At 46.8% G+C, this 17,911-nt stretch carries 14 protein-coding genes; 10 read left to right on the top strand and 4 right to left on the bottom strand.

What is annotated here, in order from left to right:
• Together ACTNDI_RS11785 and ACTNDI_RS11780 are read left to right on the top strand one after the other, a co-directional pair.
• Window positions 1-244: hypothetical protein (locus ACTNDI_RS11785; protein WP_441101177.1), on the top strand; the 244-nt coding region annotated here is incomplete at its 5' end.
• Between the two features lie 75 nt (window positions 245-319).
• Entirely contained in the window at window positions 320-562 is a 243-nt protein-coding gene (locus ACTNDI_RS11780) for a hypothetical protein (protein WP_441101176.1), read from the top strand.
• A gap of 92 nt (window positions 563-654) precedes the next feature.
• Here ACTNDI_RS11780 and ACTNDI_RS11775 read toward each other — a convergent pair whose 3' ends face one another.
• Entirely contained in the window at window positions 655-1,836 is a 1,182-nt protein-coding gene (locus ACTNDI_RS11775; protein WP_441101178.1) for a transposase, read from the bottom strand.
• 215 nt (window positions 1,837-2,051) lie between these two features.
• Complete coding sequence (locus ACTNDI_RS11770) at window positions 2,052-3,281, bottom strand: S-layer homology domain-containing protein (RefSeq protein WP_441101175.1); 1,230 nt, start codon at window positions 3,279-3,281, stop codon at window positions 2,052-2,054.
• A gap of 70 nt (window positions 3,282-3,351) precedes the next feature.
• Between ACTNDI_RS11770 and ACTNDI_RS11765 the strand changes: the two genes are divergently transcribed.
• From ACTNDI_RS11765 to ltrA, 4 genes are all read left to right on the top strand, one after another.
• The gene (locus tag ACTNDI_RS11765) at window positions 3,352-4,305 is read left to right on the top strand and encodes a hypothetical protein (RefSeq protein WP_441101174.1); all 954 of its coding nucleotides are present in this window, start codon (window positions 3,352-3,354) and stop codon (window positions 4,303-4,305) included.
• Window positions 4,306-4,459: 154 nt separating this feature from the next.
• Window positions 4,460-4,597 (top strand): Flp family type IVb pilin, encoded by a 138-nt coding sequence (locus tag ACTNDI_RS11760; protein WP_441101173.1) that lies wholly within the window; start codon window positions 4,460-4,462, stop codon window positions 4,595-4,597.
• A 367-nt stretch (window positions 4,598-4,964) separates the two neighbouring features.
• Window positions 4,965-5,087 (top strand): hypothetical protein, encoded by a 123-nt coding sequence (locus ACTNDI_RS11755; protein WP_441101172.1) that lies wholly within the window; start codon window positions 4,965-4,967, stop codon window positions 5,085-5,087.
• Between the two features lie 132 nt (window positions 5,088-5,219).
• Window positions 5,220-6,503, top strand: a complete 1,284-nt coding sequence (gene ltrA, locus ACTNDI_RS11750) for a group II intron reverse transcriptase/maturase (protein WP_441101171.1) — start codon at window positions 5,220-5,222, stop codon at window positions 6,501-6,503.
• A 74-nt stretch (window positions 6,504-6,577) separates the two neighbouring features.
• Here the strand turns inward: ltrA and ACTNDI_RS11745 are convergent, their stop codons facing one another.
• Window positions 6,578-7,822: a hypothetical protein gene (locus ACTNDI_RS11745; RefSeq protein WP_441101170.1), complete on the bottom strand. Its 1,245-nt coding sequence runs from the start codon at window positions 7,820-7,822 to the stop codon at window positions 6,578-6,580.
• 356 nt (window positions 7,823-8,178) lie between these two features.
• Between ACTNDI_RS11745 and ACTNDI_RS11740 the strand changes: the two genes are divergently transcribed.
• The 3 genes from ACTNDI_RS11740 to ACTNDI_RS11730 all read left to right on the top strand — a co-directional run bounded on the left by ACTNDI_RS11740 (window position 8,179) and on the right by ACTNDI_RS11730 (window position 14,646).
• Complete coding sequence (locus ACTNDI_RS11740) at window positions 8,179-8,556, top strand: hypothetical protein (protein WP_441101169.1); 378 nt, start codon at window positions 8,179-8,181, stop codon at window positions 8,554-8,556.
• A gap of 74 nt (window positions 8,557-8,630) precedes the next feature.
• The gene (locus tag ACTNDI_RS11735) at window positions 8,631-9,593 is read left to right on the top strand and encodes a DUF7601 domain-containing protein (protein ID WP_441101168.1); all 963 of its coding nucleotides are present in this window, start codon (window positions 8,631-8,633) and stop codon (window positions 9,591-9,593) included.
• Window positions 9,583-14,646 carry a VaFE repeat-containing surface-anchored protein gene (locus ACTNDI_RS11730; RefSeq protein WP_441101167.1) on the top strand — a complete coding sequence of 1,688 codons (5,064 nt, stop codon included), beginning with the start codon at window positions 9,583-9,585 and terminating at the stop codon, window positions 14,644-14,646. The genes ACTNDI_RS11735 and ACTNDI_RS11730 overlap by 11 nt, the downstream gene beginning before the upstream one ends.
• Before the next feature lie 76 nt (window positions 14,647-14,722).
• Here ACTNDI_RS11730 and ACTNDI_RS11725 read toward each other — a convergent pair whose 3' ends face one another.
• Window positions 14,723-15,877 (bottom strand): S-layer homology domain-containing protein, encoded by a 1,155-nt coding sequence (locus ACTNDI_RS11725; RefSeq protein WP_441101166.1) that lies wholly within the window; start codon window positions 15,875-15,877, stop codon window positions 14,723-14,725.
• Window positions 15,878-16,438: 561 nt separating this feature from the next.
• On the opposite strand from ACTNDI_RS11725, the gene ACTNDI_RS11720 reads away from it, so the two are divergent.
• Window positions 16,439-17,764 carry an S-layer homology domain-containing protein gene (locus ACTNDI_RS11720; protein ID WP_441101165.1) on the top strand — a complete coding sequence of 442 codons (1,326 nt, stop codon included), beginning with the start codon at window positions 16,439-16,441 and terminating at the stop codon, window positions 17,762-17,764.
• The last annotated feature ends 147 nt before the right edge of the window (window positions 17,765-17,911 follow it).

Below are 17,911 nucleotides of genomic sequence, written 5' to 3'. Positions count from 1 at the left end.
TATGTGTGATGTTGCTGAACGCCTAGAAAACAGAGGTAAGGAAATTGGAATTGCTAAGGGCAGGGAAATTGGAATAAAGATGGGGCAATCCAAAGGAACATTGCTGGCCATCTACCGTTATACCGCCGCTGGCTATTTGCCACTTGATGTGGCTGTGAAAGAAGCTTCCGAGTATGGTATTAAGGACAAGGATGACTTTTTTACAAAAGCCATGCAAGCTGGTTATAAAATCAAAACGAAGTAACTTCTGTCAGCAGTCACAAAAGACCCCAGATATCAGGAAATTCGGTATGATAAGAATTTTGAGGAGGTGCACAATATGTGTGATGTTGCTGAACGCCTAGAAAACAGAGGTAAGGAAATTGGAATTGCTAAGGGCAGGGAAATTGGAATAAAGATGGGGCAATCCAAAGGAACATTGCTGGCCATATACCGTCATACCGCCGCTGGCTATCTGCCACTTGATGTGGCTGTGAAAGAAGCTTCCGAGTACGGTATTAAGGACGAGGATGACTTTTTGACAAAAGCCATGCAAGCCGGTTATAAAATCAAAAAGAAATAACGCTTAAAACAGAGCCTCCCCTTGGGGAGGCTTCAGACTGTAGACAAACAGGCTTTGGGGCAAGCCCCTGGAGCCTGTTTTATCGTTAAAAATTATGTGAAACAGAATTCTGATGGAAAAAGAGAATGAAAAGCTAAAAACAGAGGATTTCCGCGCCCTATTTTTCTCTTTCTTAAGAACATTTTGGTCAGCTTTTTCAAATTCATGCACGCAAAGGTAAGCCCGACCTTCATGTTCATTCGGGCTTTTCCATACATCTGCGTATACCGGAAACCATGATTTTCTTTGGCAGTACCAAAGATTCTTTCGATGGTTTCTTTTCGAAGCTGATAAACTTCCTTCATTCCAATTGTGTAACGTATGTCCTCACAGGTCTCCATGTAGTCTTCCCACACATGGCGGGTTACTAGTTTTACATAATTCCTGCTTTCTGTGCATTGGCTCAGATATGGACAGTTTCTGCACTTGGATGGATTACTTTTATACTCTCGATAGCCTTCCCTGTTTGTGGTGCTGTATTTCAGAATTTCATAATTCGGGCATATATAGCAATCATAGGCTTCATCATAAACGTATTCATTTTTCCTGGAAAAACCTTTTTTCGTCATTGGCCGTTTGTAAGGAAACAGCGGTTTTATTCCATCATCCAGAAGCAGCTTGGCAATCGCCGGTGTCTTGTAATCTGCATCCATAACTATCATTTCAGGTTTCTGGTCTCTTTCTTCCTGAATCTCTTTCTGGAGCTGTTGTTGATAGAATAACGTTTCCTGTTCAGCTATCTTCTTTCTCCACTTTTTATTATTTGCCCTTGCCTTTACATGCGTGGAATCAATAAAAATCTCATTCGGATCGACCAGCTTGTATTTATAACATTTGGAAAGGATCTGTAAAAAAATCTGTTCAAAAAGATCTGTATCTTGAAATCGACGTGTGTAATTCTTGCCGAAAGTAGAAAAATGCGGAACTTTATCATACATGTCCAGACCCAAAAACCAGCGATACGCAACATTGACATCGATCTCTTTGATCGTCTGACGCATGCTTTTTATGCCGTAGAGATACTGTATAAGCGGAATCTTTATCAACATGACAGGATCTATGCTTGGACGTCCCTGATCAGGGGAATATTTTTCCTCTACAAGATCATAAATGAAGGACCAGTCAATGGATTTGTCAATCAGTCTCAGAAGATGATCCTGTGGAACGAGATCATCCATACAAAACATTTGAATCTGCTCGCGCTTCTTATCGGCATTCTGTGTCAGCATTTGCATCTCCTGATTGTGGGGAACATTTTTATAAATCCGACACTTATATTTTACCATAGAAACGCCAACAAACCGCACGGATGCTGACAATTTTGACTTTTTATTTGTTTCAAAAAAGCAAAAATCCGAGGCGTTGTGCCTCGGACTTTGTCTACAGTCTGAGCCGGAAGCGAAAAGCTTCCGGCTTTTATCTTATGGAAGGGGAGTGTTATTTATAAAGATTACTTTGTTGCGCCGCAGATGGAGCATTTGTATCCGGTTGTTACGACCTCATCGTATGCCGGTTTGTCTACTACGGTTTTGGTTCCGGTCTGCACTTTTTTAGTATGACCTTCGGCATCATGGTAAATAGTCTGATCCTGTTCAGGGATAAAACTATATGAATATCCTTCTACGGCAACGTGATCGATCATTGCGTCTTCATCAGTTGTTGTCCATCCACAATGATTGCATTTGTAATACGAATTTTTTTCAACAACACTTTCTTCCCATGCCGGCTTATCCTCTACCCATTTTTCCTCGTATACTGGTTCCTCATGTGTTACCGCATCATGATGCACCGTTTCCGTAATCGGCTCCCACTTGTGCTCGTGAGCAGGAGTTGTGCTGGTATCCGGCTGCTTGGTATCTTCAGAGGTGCTTCCGGTATCTGGAGTCTTTGTATCGTCTGTTGTCTTTCCGTCATCCGGCTTCTTTGTGTCGTCCGGCTTCTTTGTGTCGTCCGGTGTCTTTGTATCATCCGGTGTCTTTGTATCATCCGGCTTCTTTGTATCGTCCGGTTTCTTTGTATCGTCCGGCTTCGTCGTATCGTCCTTCTTATCATCATCCGCCTGAACGCTGTCGGTATTTGAGATAAACTTTACAATCTGCGCTCTGGTGCAGGGATTGTCCGGGCCGAACTGGTTGTTTCCGACACCATTGGTGATGTTATTCTCTGCAGCCCATGCGACCGCCTTGGAATAATACTTTCCGGAAGGAATATCGCTGAAACCTGCATCCTTTGTCGGCTCTTTGCTGCCCTCGAGTCTCCACAGAAGAGTGATGGCCTCTTTCCGGTCGATAGTTCGTTCCCCGCTGAAAGTGTTTTCGGAGGTTCCTGCCGTAATCTTGTTGTTTTTCGCCCACATCACAGCCTCGGCATAATACTGATCCGTGACGTCCTTAAACGGATTTCCGGCAAGGGATGTTTTCGGAGAGCCCTCGTATCTCCATAGGAAGGTGACAATCTCTCCTCTGGTACAGGACTTCATCGGGCTGAAGGTTGTTTTGGTCGTTCCGGCTGTGATGCCTTTGTCCGCTGCCCAGTATACCGCGTCGTGGTACCACGCACTCGATCCGACATCAGAAAATGCAGAAGCGGCGGGTTTTGTATCCGCGTAAGCTGGTGATGCGGACATGATCACAGCGGCTGCAAGAACCGCGGGGATAAGTTTCGTAAACTTTCTTTTCATTGATAAATCCTCCTTCAAAAACGATTGTTACATACATGATCAGATCAAATCGATCCTGGATATACAGGATATGGACGAAGATAGCCCCAAAAACACCACATTCTGTATATGGTATTTTGTGCCTCTTCCGCATTTATTTTATAAGGGTTTTTCTGGTTATACAAGGCGATTTTTGGCGGCGCAAAAAAGAATGATGAGAAAAATAAAAAAAATAAATAAAAAACAGACATATATATTGATCAGATCAGTATACCATTCGTTGCCAGGGACATCACCTGCACGTATCATTCTCACCATGAGGAGGAGAAAGGAAGAAAAAATGATAAAAGAAGTCATTTCGCTGGTCATTCCGTTATTTGGTGCGCCATTTATGCTTGGGTTGTCGAATAAAATAATCAAGAAAAAGAAAAAAGACTATTTTGACAAAGGAAGAGTGTTGGAAACGCACATGAATGATACGCAAAAGATGATAATGACCGCAGGCAGCGCGGCAGCGTTTCTCTTATCAGGAATTTTCGTGGCGTGGATGACGAAAGATGTACTGATGACTGCCCTTTGTACAATCATGTATACGTGCTGTGCCATGGTGATGCAGATTGATGCCGATATACGAATCATTCCAAATGAGATATTGCTGATCATACTGCTGGACGCAATCGCAAAAAAGATGATCGAAGTAATCCAGACACAGAGCGGATGGAATCTGTTGTATTCCGCGATCGCCATGATCATTGTTTTTGAGGTGGATAAGGTGGTGAATACGATCAGCCGCTTGTTTGGCGCGCAGGCGATCAGCATGGGAGATATCAAGCTGATGTCTCTGCTGACGTTTTTTTACTGGGGAAATATGAACCAGATGATCGGCTGGCTTACCGGCTTTGTCGTTGCGGTATTTGGCATTTTGCTTCCAATGCTTCTGGCCAGAAAAATCAGTCGTTTTAGCTTTTTTGCATTTGGGTCCTATATTGCAACCGGGGTTGCAGGAGAAGCGATCCTTGCTTTTGCCAGATTTGTCATCGGATAAAAAACAAAAAAATTCGAGCGTTTACCGCATCGAAAATCGACCATATAGATACAGAAAACGATTTCAGTACATTTTTGGTAAACCCGAAGCGTTACTGCAGAACGCTTCGATTTACATACACTTTTATTTTCATTTTTGAAGGAGGAAACTTGAGATGAACAGATTTCTTGAGGAAGACGGACAGGGCATGGTAGAGTATGCCCTCATTATCGCACTGATTGCGGTGGTTTGTATTGTCGCATTTACGGTGATCGGACAGAGTGTGAAGCACAAAGGCGGAAGACGTCAATAAGGGGCTCGGAGGCACAAATGGTGAGAAACCAGCACCAGCAGCAAGACAGGTACCTGAATCCGGCAATTAATTCGTATTTGCGCACTTTGGCGGGGGCGGATTTCCGCCTCCGCTTCCTTAGTATGGCGGGCATGCCGCCGGTCTGTGGTGAAAGTCCACGTGGGGCGTAGTTGCCAACGAACCCCAAAGCGACTCCCAAGGTTTGCATCGTGAGGTGTAGGCGAGAAGAAGGGATAGCGAAATCGTAGCCTGACGAACAGAAACCTGATATTAAGGCGTTTGCGGCGGACTAGCTGGCTTAGAGCAGTGAAATCCAAAAGGCAACCGTAACCCGTAGGCGTAGATCAGGCAGGTAGACGAGGAAAGAATGGCAGGCTTATCCCGCGAGGTCTCACAGGCGGTTTCACTTGCCGTAGTAACAACGAACTGTGAGAAGTCAGCAGAAGCCGTAGTAGGTAATGTTCTGAAATGGGCGTTGCCAAAGGGCTGAACAATGTAACCGTGTAATCAAATGTATGCTCCATGGAATACCTGACAGCGGAAAAGGTGAAACGTAAATGAGCAGGTACCGCACAACCTAAGGCAAATCCATGGGAACGGAAAGGAGAGAGCACACAAGGCAATGTCAGAACTGTTGGAAAAGATACTGTCCAACGACAACATGAACGCCGCATACAAGAGAGTCTGCGCCAATAAAGGAGCAGGTGGTGTAGATGACGTGACTGTAGACGAACTCGGCGATTATATCAAAGAGAATTGGAACAGTATCAGAGAGCAAATCAGGCAGAGGGAGTACAACCCCCAACCGGTCAGGCGGGTAGAAATACCCAAGCCAAACGGTGGAGTGAGAAAACTCGGTATTCCGACCGTAATGGACAGGGTAATTCAGCAAGGCATTGTGCAGGTGATAAGCCCCATGTGCGAGCCTTTGTTTTCGGAATGGAGTTATGGCTTCAGACCAAACAGGAGCTGTGAAATGGCAATCAGACAACTGCTTGTTTATCTGAATGAGGGCTACGAGTGGATAGTTGATATCGACTTGGAAAAATTCTTTGACAACGTACCGCAGGACAAGCTCATGAGCCTTGTCCACAGCATCATCAATGATGGCGACACGGAGTCGCTTATTCGCAAATACCTCAAAGCAGGAGTTATGACACCACAGGGTTACGAGGAAACAAAACTCGGAACCCCGCAGGGCGGAAATCTGTCACCACTACTGTCGAATATCATGTTGAATGAACTGGACAAGGAACTTGAAACGAGAGAACTCCGCTTTACAAGATACGCTGATGACTGTGTTATCGCTGTCAGAAGCGAAGCGAGTGCAAAGCGAGTCATGCGGACGGTGACGGAATGGATACAAAGGAAACTTGGGTTAAAGGTTAACATGACCAAAACCCACATCACAAGACCGCAGAAACTTAAATATCTTGGCTTTGGATTTTACAAGGACAAAAATGTATTAGAGTGGAAATGCAGACCGCATCAGGACTCGGTTACTAAGTTCAAACGAAAGCTTAAAGAACTGACTTGTAGGAAGATGCCTGGAACTGTTACAGGTAAGATTACGAAAATCAACCAGGTAACAAGAGGGTGGATAAACTATTACGCTCTCGGCTCTATGACGACAGCAATGGCTAAGGTTGACGCACATTTAAGGACGAGGCTTCGGGTAATTATATGGAAGCAATGGAAAGTACCGAAGAAACGCCAATGGGGATTGCAGAAGTTAGGTGTGAATAAAAACATTGCACGGCTTACATCGTATTGCGGCGATCGCTATCAATGGGTCGTCACGAAAACGTGTGTAGTCAGAGCAATTTCCAAAGAGGTGCTTGCCAAGGCAGGTCTCATCAGCTGCCTTGATTACTATAATGAGCGTCATGCCTTGAAGTTATGTTGAACCGCCGTATGCCGAACGGCACGTACGGTGGTGTGAGAGGGCGGTTAAATCCGCCCTACTCGATTCAATAGCCGTCACTTTCTGGTTTTAAACTGCTGCAGGAAATCCGAATCATCGTCATCGTCTTCCATATCAGCCTCATAGTATGAGGAAGAGGTATGGCTTGTACGTTCAGATTCCGATTCTTCTGCGCCATCGTAAGCGTCATTTACGGCTGAATGCTTTGGGGCAGCATACTGCATACGATTCTGTGTATTCTCGTGATACAGAGAAGTTTCTTCTTCTGTGTCGGAAGAAAGGGTGTCGTTCTGCGGAGTGTCTGCATAGCCCTCTTCATTCCCTTCGTCAGAAATTCCGCTGCCGGCGGAAACTTCGTCAGGAGCTTCCATTTCGTGATGACGATGTGTAACGGAATACGCATCCGCTGTGGAATCCGCGGCTTCCTGTGCCGCCGGAGATCCATCAGGCATATTTCTTTCCGAATCTGCCGCTTCCAGACTCTGGCCTGCTTCCACAGCAGCCTCGTTTTCATCCTCAGAAGGTGCTGTGCTTGCCGTTTTTTCGTCTGCGCGATTCATGTTTTTCTGGCGGAACAGCAGGAGACGACGCTTTCTCCGTCTTTCGCGGCTGTTTTCTTTCGGTTCTGAATCCGTGTTTTCGCTGTTTAAATCCGGATCCTCCTCCGCGCTTTCATTAATTTTCACGATATCCTCCACGCCAAGATTTACAAAAGTGCGTTCTTCCTCGCGGATGGTTTTGGTCGTTGTATGAACCGAGCTGACAATGGCTACGCGATCACCTTCTTTGAAATGGTCAAAAGAGGGAAGCTTTCCTTTCAGAAAATAATTGAAAGCTACGCTGGAGGGAGTATTTCCGTTATATCCGTCTACAAGAACGAACAGGGAGCCCCAGTTTTCGTTGCCGGAGTGGACCAGATGGTCAATGGTGCCGGTGAATTTTCCAACGAAATAGTCGGTTCCGCAGAAACGTCCCGGTACGCCGAAAGCTTCTTCCATCTGCGTCTTACGCAGCTGAATATCATCGACCAGAAACATTGTCTGGTTTACCGGTCTCCGAACGATTTCGTCAAAACCCGACGAAACATAAACATGCCCTTTTACTTCTACTTTTGCATTTCCCATCAAAGAACGATCGATCAGCCCGTGATGAAGGAACGGAACCTGGGAAATATGCCGGTGATCATTGATTAATAAGGTCATAATGACATTTCCGTTCATCGTGCGTCGTGCGCGGACAATTCTTCCGCCCGCTTCAATAAGATTTTTGTTTTCTACAAGGATTTTGTTTTCTGCTGTCATGTTTTTTCTCCTTCCCGTCATAAGTCTGGGACGATTTGATTTTTGGGGATCTTCTCCCGAAAGATAAAAGGTAAAGGAAACGGAAAGCTCCGTTTTCTTATATATGTCTGTTTTTGATGAAAAAAATTATTTTTTTTGAGAATACGGTCATATTGTACCCCCAAATACACAGATACAGAAGAAAAAAATTTTGCAAAAGAAAAAAGAAAAACAGACATATATAGAAAGACAGCGTGTCACATTCATAACGCGCAAACCCGCGGACGAGCAAGACTCGGTCGGGATTGTTGACCGCTTCGGCGTATAAAAGGACCGAGTCAACAAAATACAAAAATCTTTTTGCAGGGAGGGCTTAAATGATATTAAATTTCTGGGCTCACGACAATATAGAGTTCTACTGTATCAACAAACATAAGAAACCGGTAAAAATGACGATCATGAACGGACAAACAGGGCAGTTTTACGCCTGTCCGAAATATATGCTAAGAGATGAAGCCCATCCGGAAGGGCATGACGCGGACGAGCGCGCATGTTCGAACCGTCTTTCGGTCATCGACGCGGAACAGATCGTTCTGACTTTATCGAAAGAAGTGGAAGATGACCTGGTGAATGGGATCATGGGAGATTATACCGGGACAATCATTCATGTGAAACAGATCGACGCGAAAGTACTGGATTATTCCGATTCGAAAATCAAAATCGGCATTGTAAATCGGAGAGCAATTAAAGATTAGCTTTTATCAAATACCTGATTCCTAACGCGGCAGGAAACGATAAGGACCTGAAGAATTACGGCGCAGCACTCACCATGGACGACGGAACGGGAAAATATTCTTCACAGGCTGGATCGGACCGGAAAATCAGCCCCGGAGAATATCAGCAGCAGGTACGGACCCCGGACGAGGGAAGAAGCGGATCGGATCTCGACACGATGTCGAAGACCATTGTCACCGTGGACACCCAGCCGTCCCAGTTTCTGAAGGTCGTAAAAAGCGCTTACCAGCACGAGGGCTTTGGAAAGACCTACGTTGGCACCACAGACAAGAATGGAAAACTGGTATTTAAGGATGTAGAACCAGCCGCATACCTGATGGCGGAAACAAAACCCGCGGATCATCATTACGCGTCGGTTCCGTGTCTGATCAGTGTTCCGGAAATGAAGACAATCCCCGGAAGTTCACAGGAGGGCTGGAACTATGACGTACAGGTACAGCCAAAATCCATTCCGGGCGGAGACTTAAAAATCAACAAGAAAATCGCGGGTGACGCGGCGGAAAACAAAACTTTCCACTTCCTTGTCACCTTCACCAGCGCGGGATACGCGGGCACCTCGGAATCGTCCAATAAGGACAACAAACGTCCGGTATACCTTGATCCGGCACTGATCCGATACGAGTACGTCAATTCCAATGGACAGAAGGGCGAAATCCAGAGCGGCGGAACGCTGAGGATTAACCCGGACGAAACCGTCACGATCAAAAACATTCCGGTTGGGACAATGTTCCAGGTTTCGGAGGACGAAGCGAATGAATCCGGTTATGTGACAACCGTAACGGGCAGCAAGGGGCACATCAAGAGAAAAGAAGTGCAGACCGCAAGTTTCCTGAACACCAGAAACAAGGACAAATCTTCCGGATGGGTTCCGACAGGTGACTTCTGGAAATATGCGCTGATCGGATGCATTCTGGCGGCAGCTGCGGTACTTCTTGCAGTATCCAGAAAAAAAGGAACAAAAACAGTAAAGGCAAAGGAGGAACGTCATGAAAAATAATCTGCGAGGCAGAATCATCGCTGCGGTTCTGGCGTCCTCAATGGCAGTCTGTCCCGTAGCGGGCACATCCGTATCCGCGGAGGAGATTCAGGGTTCTTCTGCAGTCTCCTCGGATACGACAAACTGGTGGGATACTGCCGCAGGAGAAAAACAGAATTCCGGCGGCGGGATTCTCTATGAAACGCCTTCTGAGGAAAATACAAACGGAAGCGGAGCGATTCTCTACAACGACGAGGAAAACGATACCGTTCAGGATGCAGAATCATACGACGGTTCTCTGAACGATGGATCATCGAACGAAACGTCATCCGCTTCCGACAGCATGGAGAGCAGTAACGGCAACGCGGGAAATGCGTCATCCAACTCTTCCGGTGCTCAATCAGACGCGGGAAATTCATCGGAAATCTCCCGGGAGGAAAAAAGTGGAGAGAATTCTTCTAATTCATCCAGTTCTTCCGCCAAAACCGCACAAAGTATATCCTCGTCGTCTGACGAGGAAGAGGATCTTCCGTCAGATCCGTTGTCCAAAGAAGCTCTGGATCGGATTGACTTTTCGTCAGGAAGAATTCTGGTCGGAACCGACAATAAGAGCGTGATCCGTAAAGACGACCTTGTGCTGTCTTCTTACGATGACGTTTATCTTTTGGATTTCGTGACCGCATCAAAAGCGGAAAGTGCTTACCGCTATTATTACAACAAAGTTGACTTCATTGACGCAGACGCACCGGCCATGAAAGCAACAAGTGATACCAAAGAATCCGTAGCTTCTTCCAGTTCAGACGATTCATCGGTGATTTCGAACGAGGAAAAGAAAGACACAACAGTTACCGACGTGACAGACAGCAGTCAGATTACAGAAGACGCGAACCCTGTATCCGCTCTTTCTGAAGCGCTGGACGAAAACAGCAAAAAGGTGAAACACGGAACCATCGCCCTGATTGACTCCGGAGTATCGGATGACACAGAGGTTCAGGAGCAAGTATCCATGCTCGGGGATGACGGCATAGACGGTTACGGACACGGAACGCGGATGGCGCGTCTGATCCGTAAACAGGATCCGGATGCAAAAATCCTGAGTATCAAAGCGCTGGACGCGAATGGAAACGGCACGGTGGCATCTGTTTATTCCGCAATTCGTTACGCGATTGACCGGAAGGTGGATGTGATCAGCCTGTCGCTGTCCGGTTCCCGTACTGCGGCAAAATCATCCATTGAAAACGCGATTCAGGAAGCTTGTGACGCAGGGATTACAGTCATTGGCGCAGCTGGAAACGACGGCAAGAATGCCAAATATACCATTCCGGGAAACAGCAAAGACGCGATCATTGCGGGAGCCTGTGATCAGGAAAAAATGAAACGGGCAAAGAGTAACTACGGAGAATCGGTAGATTACTATGTATATGCGCCGAATACTTCAGAAGCGGTTGCTTACCTGACAGGTACATACTCTCTGGAAGGGAAAATTGAGGTGGACAACCAGAACATTTTCCTGCCGGAAAAGATCAGCAAAGCTGTCACTATGTACGGGCATACGCTTTGCGAGGAAGTAAACGCTCCAGAAAAGCCGGAGATTGTGAGTTCTGTGGAAGATACGTCGGAGATTGCAGATGAATCCGCGGATTTTTCCGCCGCTTCCGATCTTTACCCGCATCACCATATTCCGGATTTCTCAAAGGTTGGGTGGTTCAATGGCCAGCCCAATACGCTGTTCATCAATGCAGAATCTTCAGAGATGCTGGAATACGCCAGTCTTGCTGGTGGCGCTGGACATTCGTCCATCTTCACGGCCGGAAACCGTTGGACAAATATGTATGCCGGAGGCGCAGCGGCTGCGGGTGGCAACTGGGAATATGCTTATTGTGTGGAAAAAGACGTATGGTTCCATTACGGCGAAGTATCCGTGGAAGATGCACAGTCATATTATTCTGCTGATGTCCTGAAAAAAATGGGGCTTGCGCAGGATTACATTCTTGCAAATTCGCATGATCATACAACGCAATACGCCACGATTCAGAGCTGTATCTGGTATTATTGCGGATCCGGACTTGACTGCCTTCCAGGAACGCAAGCTCTGGCCCAGAAAGCAATTGCTTATGCAGAAGCAAATTATACAAGCGTAAAACTGAAAAGAGCGTACCGCATCGGTAATAATGGCCATCAGCATCTGATTATCATCGAGATCGAAGAAGGGGATACCCCTTATGACCCCGGCTTTCTGCAGGTCCACAAGACAACACAGTTCGGAACCGGCATCAACGGCATCAAGTTTCACGTAAAGTATACACCGGATCCGGAGAACAGAAAACGGACCGCACATGGAAAAAGGGGAACAAAATACGAAAACTGGACACCGGACAAACGGGAAGCAGCAGGAGACTATGAGGAAAAGACGTGGGAGTTTACCACGAAGACAAACCCGAAAAACGGAGAAGCAGGGTGGATTGACTGGAGACATTTTCCAATAAGTAGCTGGCAAAAAGTAGATGCAAGCTATTATAAAACGAACGGAGATCCGCTCAATTATTTCCAAAGCCAGTATGATGATTCGCCCATCCCCGTCTTCTGGCCAGGTACCTATGAAGTTTGGGAAGATGAAGCGAGCGCGGCTGCTTTGAACCTGCAGGCGGACACCAAACATTATGTCGGTCATGTAATCTTAAGTAAGGACGGAAAGAACGCTCACTTCCAGTGGGACAAACCGGGTTATGGGCAAAGCCTTGTGCTGACAACAGGCGGAAACTTTGTCAATTACAAGGTATATCCGGGTAAGGCAAAGTCACAGGCTTACGTGGATTCAACCAAGACACAGGTCGGAACCTCCGTCCTGCCGAATGGATCGCAGGAGATCGTGATAAAGGATATCCTGTATCTTGAAGGTTTCATGGAATACGAATCGGATGTTCCGGACAGTATCCTGAAACTGGATGGAAAACTCATCGATGTGTCAGACACATCCGGAGGAAGCAGTGAGAACAAGACCGGCGCCATCATTGATATCGGAAGCCCATCCTCAGGTACTAGCACCGATGTCATACAGGACGGCAAGGTTCTTGCAACGGGAAAATTCGTGGCAAGCGGGAGTACATCCCTACAGCTGTCATCTGCGACGGTGAAAAATTACAAGGTGATGTCTACCCAAAATAGAAAATATACGCACTGTTGGACAACATACGAATACGGCGGAACTTATGCAGACGGATCACCGTATTACTATCCCGTAGATCATAAAGAGCGGAGAGATGCCACAAATCCAACCTACAAGTACATTCAGGGTGAAGTTCTGGTAGAATACAAGTTTACTATTTCTGATCCCAAGCAAATCGAGGGCCACACGCTGGTTGTTTCTACAAGCCTTGACGGAAAGAAACAGGCACAGGATGATGTAGATTTTGGCGAACACTGGTTTTCAGGATCTGGCGGAACTTATGATGAACCCGGCGTCGGCTGCACCAACCTTCATGTGGATCTCAAGGACGCAAAAGACGCAAACGAGACCGTAAACTTCCCGAAGATCCGCACGATTGCTTTTGATAACAATTCCACGGATCATACCGGAACGGTCGGTGATAAGATTCAGATCACGGATGTGGTAAGATATACCAATCTCCGGTTACAGGGAGATTCCCCGTCTGAGATTAAAGGAAGCGGAACCGATTACTGGAAGGTCAAAGACAAGGGTAAGAACGAATGGAAAATCAAGGCGTATCTGATGTATCGGGATTCTTCCAGTGCTCCGAACTCTGGTGGCTGGAAAGCGTATGCGGATGAAAAAGGACCGGTAACAGCAGAGAAAGAATTCACACCATCTTCCGCAGACGGAACAGAAAATGTCACGTTCCGACTGGATCAGGATACCTTTAACGCGTTAAAGCTTTCCAATAAGGATACAACATGTTGGGAAGAATTGTATGTGAAGAATCCTGCGACAGGCGAATGGGTTCTGGTGGCAGAGCATGTGCCAGGCAAAAACACCGGCTACAACAATCCGGACGATGAGAACGAACAGTTGCATTTCCCGGAAATCCACACAACACTGTACCAGAACGATGTGTCGAATGGTGACACAAAGGTTTCCCAAGATGCGAGTGTCAGCGGCAATACGATGACATACAGCAATCCGGGGACCACAGGCATTAACGACCGTGCGACGCAGCTGAGCCAGCGGGTGCAGGAACGGAAGCAGTACGACAGCACGAATCCGAACGAGAGTAAGAAACCGACATATGACGATCATGCAGACGGTCAGGCGGCGTCGCCGGATACGTTTATCACCTATGTGGACCGTGTTGCCTACAGCAACCTGATTCCGGGCCATACCTACGTTATGGAATCTACGCTGTGGGGAAAGGAAACGCTTCGTGATGCCGACACATCTACAGAAGAAGCCTCAAACCCGGCACGTCCGGTGAGGGGCGAATACCTGAACGGTTATACCGACGCAAATGGAACGTATCACGAGGGTTCTTCCACCAAAGGCATTGTAACGGGCCGCACGATCTTCACGCCCACTACTGCCAATATGCCGAACGGTATGGCAAGCGGAACGGTGGATGTCAAGATTGTCTTCAACAGCAACTATGCACCCGGCACTCTGGTTGTAGCATTTGAAGACCTGAAGGTACGGACGCTGAATGATAGTGGAAAGGCAGTGTATACCGGCTTCGTAGAAGCGGGTGCATCAGAACAGTTCCACGGCAGCAATCTGACTGACGCTCAGGGAAACAAAAACGGCGATGTGAAGAAGACTGGATGGGGCAATAACGGAACCGACGATTCGACCGAATACGTAGAATCCGGTTTCCGTAATGACACAACAGACAGCGGCAACCGTCGTCCTTCTGGGGAAGCGATTGTTGCCACACACAGCGATATCAACGACAAAGGGCAGAGCATTATGGTTGAATTTGTAAACCACCTCGGAAATCATCTGCATGCAGGCGGCCGGGGAACGGCAATGTTCTATATCGCTGCGGCGATTCTTGCGGGAGCGGCAGTGCTGCTGCTTGTCCGAAAGAAGAAAAAAGAAAAGGGATTACCTGAGAATGTAGGGTAAACAAAAGACGGAAGCGTACTTCCATGAATCGAAAAAAAGGACGGGGAGAAATCCCCGCCCTTTTTCGTAGGAAATGTTATTTTGTTGGAACGATGGCATCTTTAACCCAGGACATGGATCGAACTTGTTTTTCATATGCTACTTTCTCTGGACGCACTGGCAAATTATATTCTTTTACTAATTGATCCATTGCGTCCAAATATTTTAAATAAGTATTCCAATCTGCTTCGCTATAAAATGGTCTTTTGGAACCTGGTTTTTCCATACGGGGAATATCATCCCATACCCAAAAATCATGCTCTGTAAAACTGGATTGCGATCCATGATCGTGTACGTTGTTTGTAAGCCACTGCGAATAATTCCAATCATCGTTATCCCAAAAATACTCCCCGCACCCGTTGCAAAGAGTTCCTCCATGTATCGTCACCCAGTGTCCGTAATTTTCGTTTCCCTCTACTCGGGCTCCCTTACCCTCTGTGGAAGGAGTCGGTGTCGGAGACGGGCTTGGACTTGGGTTTGGATTGGGAGTCGGAGTGACACTTGGTGTCGGCGTATTAACTGTTACCTCCGGACTTCCGTTCATACGATAGAGAAAAGCAGCCATCTCTCCTCTGGTGCATGGTTTGTTCGGGGAGTAATGCTTTGCGTCAGTGCCGGCAGTAATGCCGTTCGCTTTTGCCCAGACAACCGCATCGGCATAGTAAGAAGATGCGGAGACGTCCGAAAATCCGGAACTGCCATTTGTCTGCGGCGAATTATTGAAACGCCACAAGAACGCAGCCATCTCTCCCCGGTGGCAGGGGGCATTCGGTGAGAACGTGTTGGGTCCGGTTCCCTGTGTCAGCATCACGTCATCTGCCCACTGAATTGCTTTTGCATAAGGCGAATTGGAATCAACGTCCTGAAAGGAGCTCTGCCAGCTGGAAGCCGGAGATCCTGCAAGCCTCCACAGGAACGTGACCATCTGTGCGCGTGTGCAGGGCTGATTGGGACTGTAGGTATTCCCGGATGTTCCGGAAGTGATACCATACGCTTTTGCCCAGTATACCGGACGGTAGAAATAATCCTTTTCCTTCACATCGTTAAAACAAACCGTTGCGGTTACCGGATTTTTGACCGCCGCATTGCTCGTAATCTGCCGGGTCACATCCGCAGAAACAGGCGATGCCGCAGACAGCATCATGGAAGCTGCGAGAACAGCCGGAATCAGTTTTGCTAATCTCTTGTTCATAAAGTTCCCTCCTCTTTTTTCTATACCCCAGATATGGATGAAGATCGAGTAAATCATACCGCATTTTGTATCCGGTATTTTTCTCTCTTCCAAGCATATTTTATAAGGGCTTGTCTGGTTTTACAAGGTAATTTTGTTTGTACAAAAACGGTTATTCTGTATTTCCTTTTGAATCCCGGTGCACGTACATTTCCCCATTTATATATGGTCGATTTTTTGTAAAAAAATTCTGTACGTGCGGATTTTTGAAATTATTTTGCCGCGGGAGAGCAACAGAATTCCGGCGGCGGGATTCTCTACGAAACGCCTTCTGAGGAAAATAGAAACGGAAGCGGAGCGATTGTTTACAACGACGATTCGTCAGCGGAGGATTCATCCCGGGGCACATCGGAAGCGGACCAGGCAGCGGACAGCAGCTCTTCTTCCGTCATCACGGAAGAGTCTTCTTCTGAAAGCACAAGTCACGGAGAGCCGCACAATTGGATCGCGGATAAAACAGAAAAGGTAAAGGTCAGCGAAAACAAGGAGTACAAGGATGGCAAATATCTTGACACCACACCAATGATTGATCCAAATGATCCGAAGTGGTCGGATCCGGAAAGATATGGATACGATAACGTGGTAGATTATAATATAAATGGTAACTACCCGGGCTCCAACGCATATGCGAACACACATATGCCTGACGGAGTGACACGTAAATATCTCAATGGATGGACCCCACTGAGCGCTGTATGGCTGGATAATACGACAACAGGCGAATCATTTCGGATTAGTGATGCCTCTGCTGTAGAATATTTCAACAGCGCCCATCAAGATGACAAATGGGAAGAAACTTTTGCTTATAATACAGTCAATACAGATCGCGGAGCGTATAAGTTTGCTTATGATTATCATGTCAGTGATGATCCGAGTTCATTTACAGATATTGATGCCGACGAATACCTTGGCAACCCGGTCAAAACGAAAAAAGACTGGGTAATTACTCCGGTATATGAGGAAAAGGTAACCCAGTACCGCTGCAGCGAATGTGATTCCATCGCGGACGCAAACAAGCAGATTATTTCTTACGGCAAGTGGTACAAGGATTCCCAGTGCGAGCTGTATGACAAGTACGTCAAAAACGGCGGAAAAGATAATACAGGAAGCACTGGTAGTACCGGTAACACCGGAAGCACTGGTAACACTGGAAACACCGGAAATACTGGAAATACAGGAAATACAGATAAAAATGACGATACAAAGAACCCGAGCAATCCGACAGCTGTCACAGAAACCGGATTTAAGGATGTACCCTCATCCTCATGGTACTATGATGCGGTGAAGTGGATCAAGGATAAGGGAATTACCTCCGGAACATCCGCAACAACGTTCTCTCCGTATCAGCCGTGCACCAGGGCGCAGATGGTAACCTTCCTCTGGAGAATGAGCGGAAGCCCGAAAGACATAGGATCGGTAAGCTTTAGGGATGTTAAAAGTGATTCTTATGCCACACATGCAATCGCGTGGGCATACGCAAACGGTCTCACATCCGGAACATCCGCAACAACATTCTCTCCGGATCAGCCGTGCACTCGGGAGCAGATGGCAGTCTTCCTTTGGAGATATTACGCAGGAACGATCGCTTCCATGAAGGGATATATTGATGAGTCCAACAATCTCCAGCATCTGAAATCCACTTATAAAAAAGGATTTTCCGATGTCCCGGCAGATAGATGGTCCGCAGATGCCGTATACGGATTAAAGCTTCTTGGCGTTACATCCGGTACAACAGCAACGACATACAGTCCTTACGCTCCATGTACCAGAGCCCAGATGGCGACCTTCTTATACAGAATAAATGAAATGACAAAAAGAGAAACGGGTGCTCCGCTTATCGATGATTAATCAGGGCCCACAATAGTTCATTCCCCGGCCCCGCAAGGGTCGGGGGAATTTTTTCTACCAAAATGTAGAAGAGAAAAGCGGCTCGTAACAACAAGCGAGGACAAATGATTGCGAGCGTACAACGAAATGTGCAATAATACTGTCATA

The sequence above is a fragment of the Bilifractor sp. HCP3S3_D3 genome (assembly GCF_052063915.1).
Taxonomy (GTDB): Bacteria; Bacillota; Clostridia; order Lachnospirales; family Lachnospiraceae; genus Bilifractor.
The sequence above is the reverse complement of the archived record's forward strand: the minus strand, read 5'-3'. Positions and strand labels throughout refer to the sequence as shown.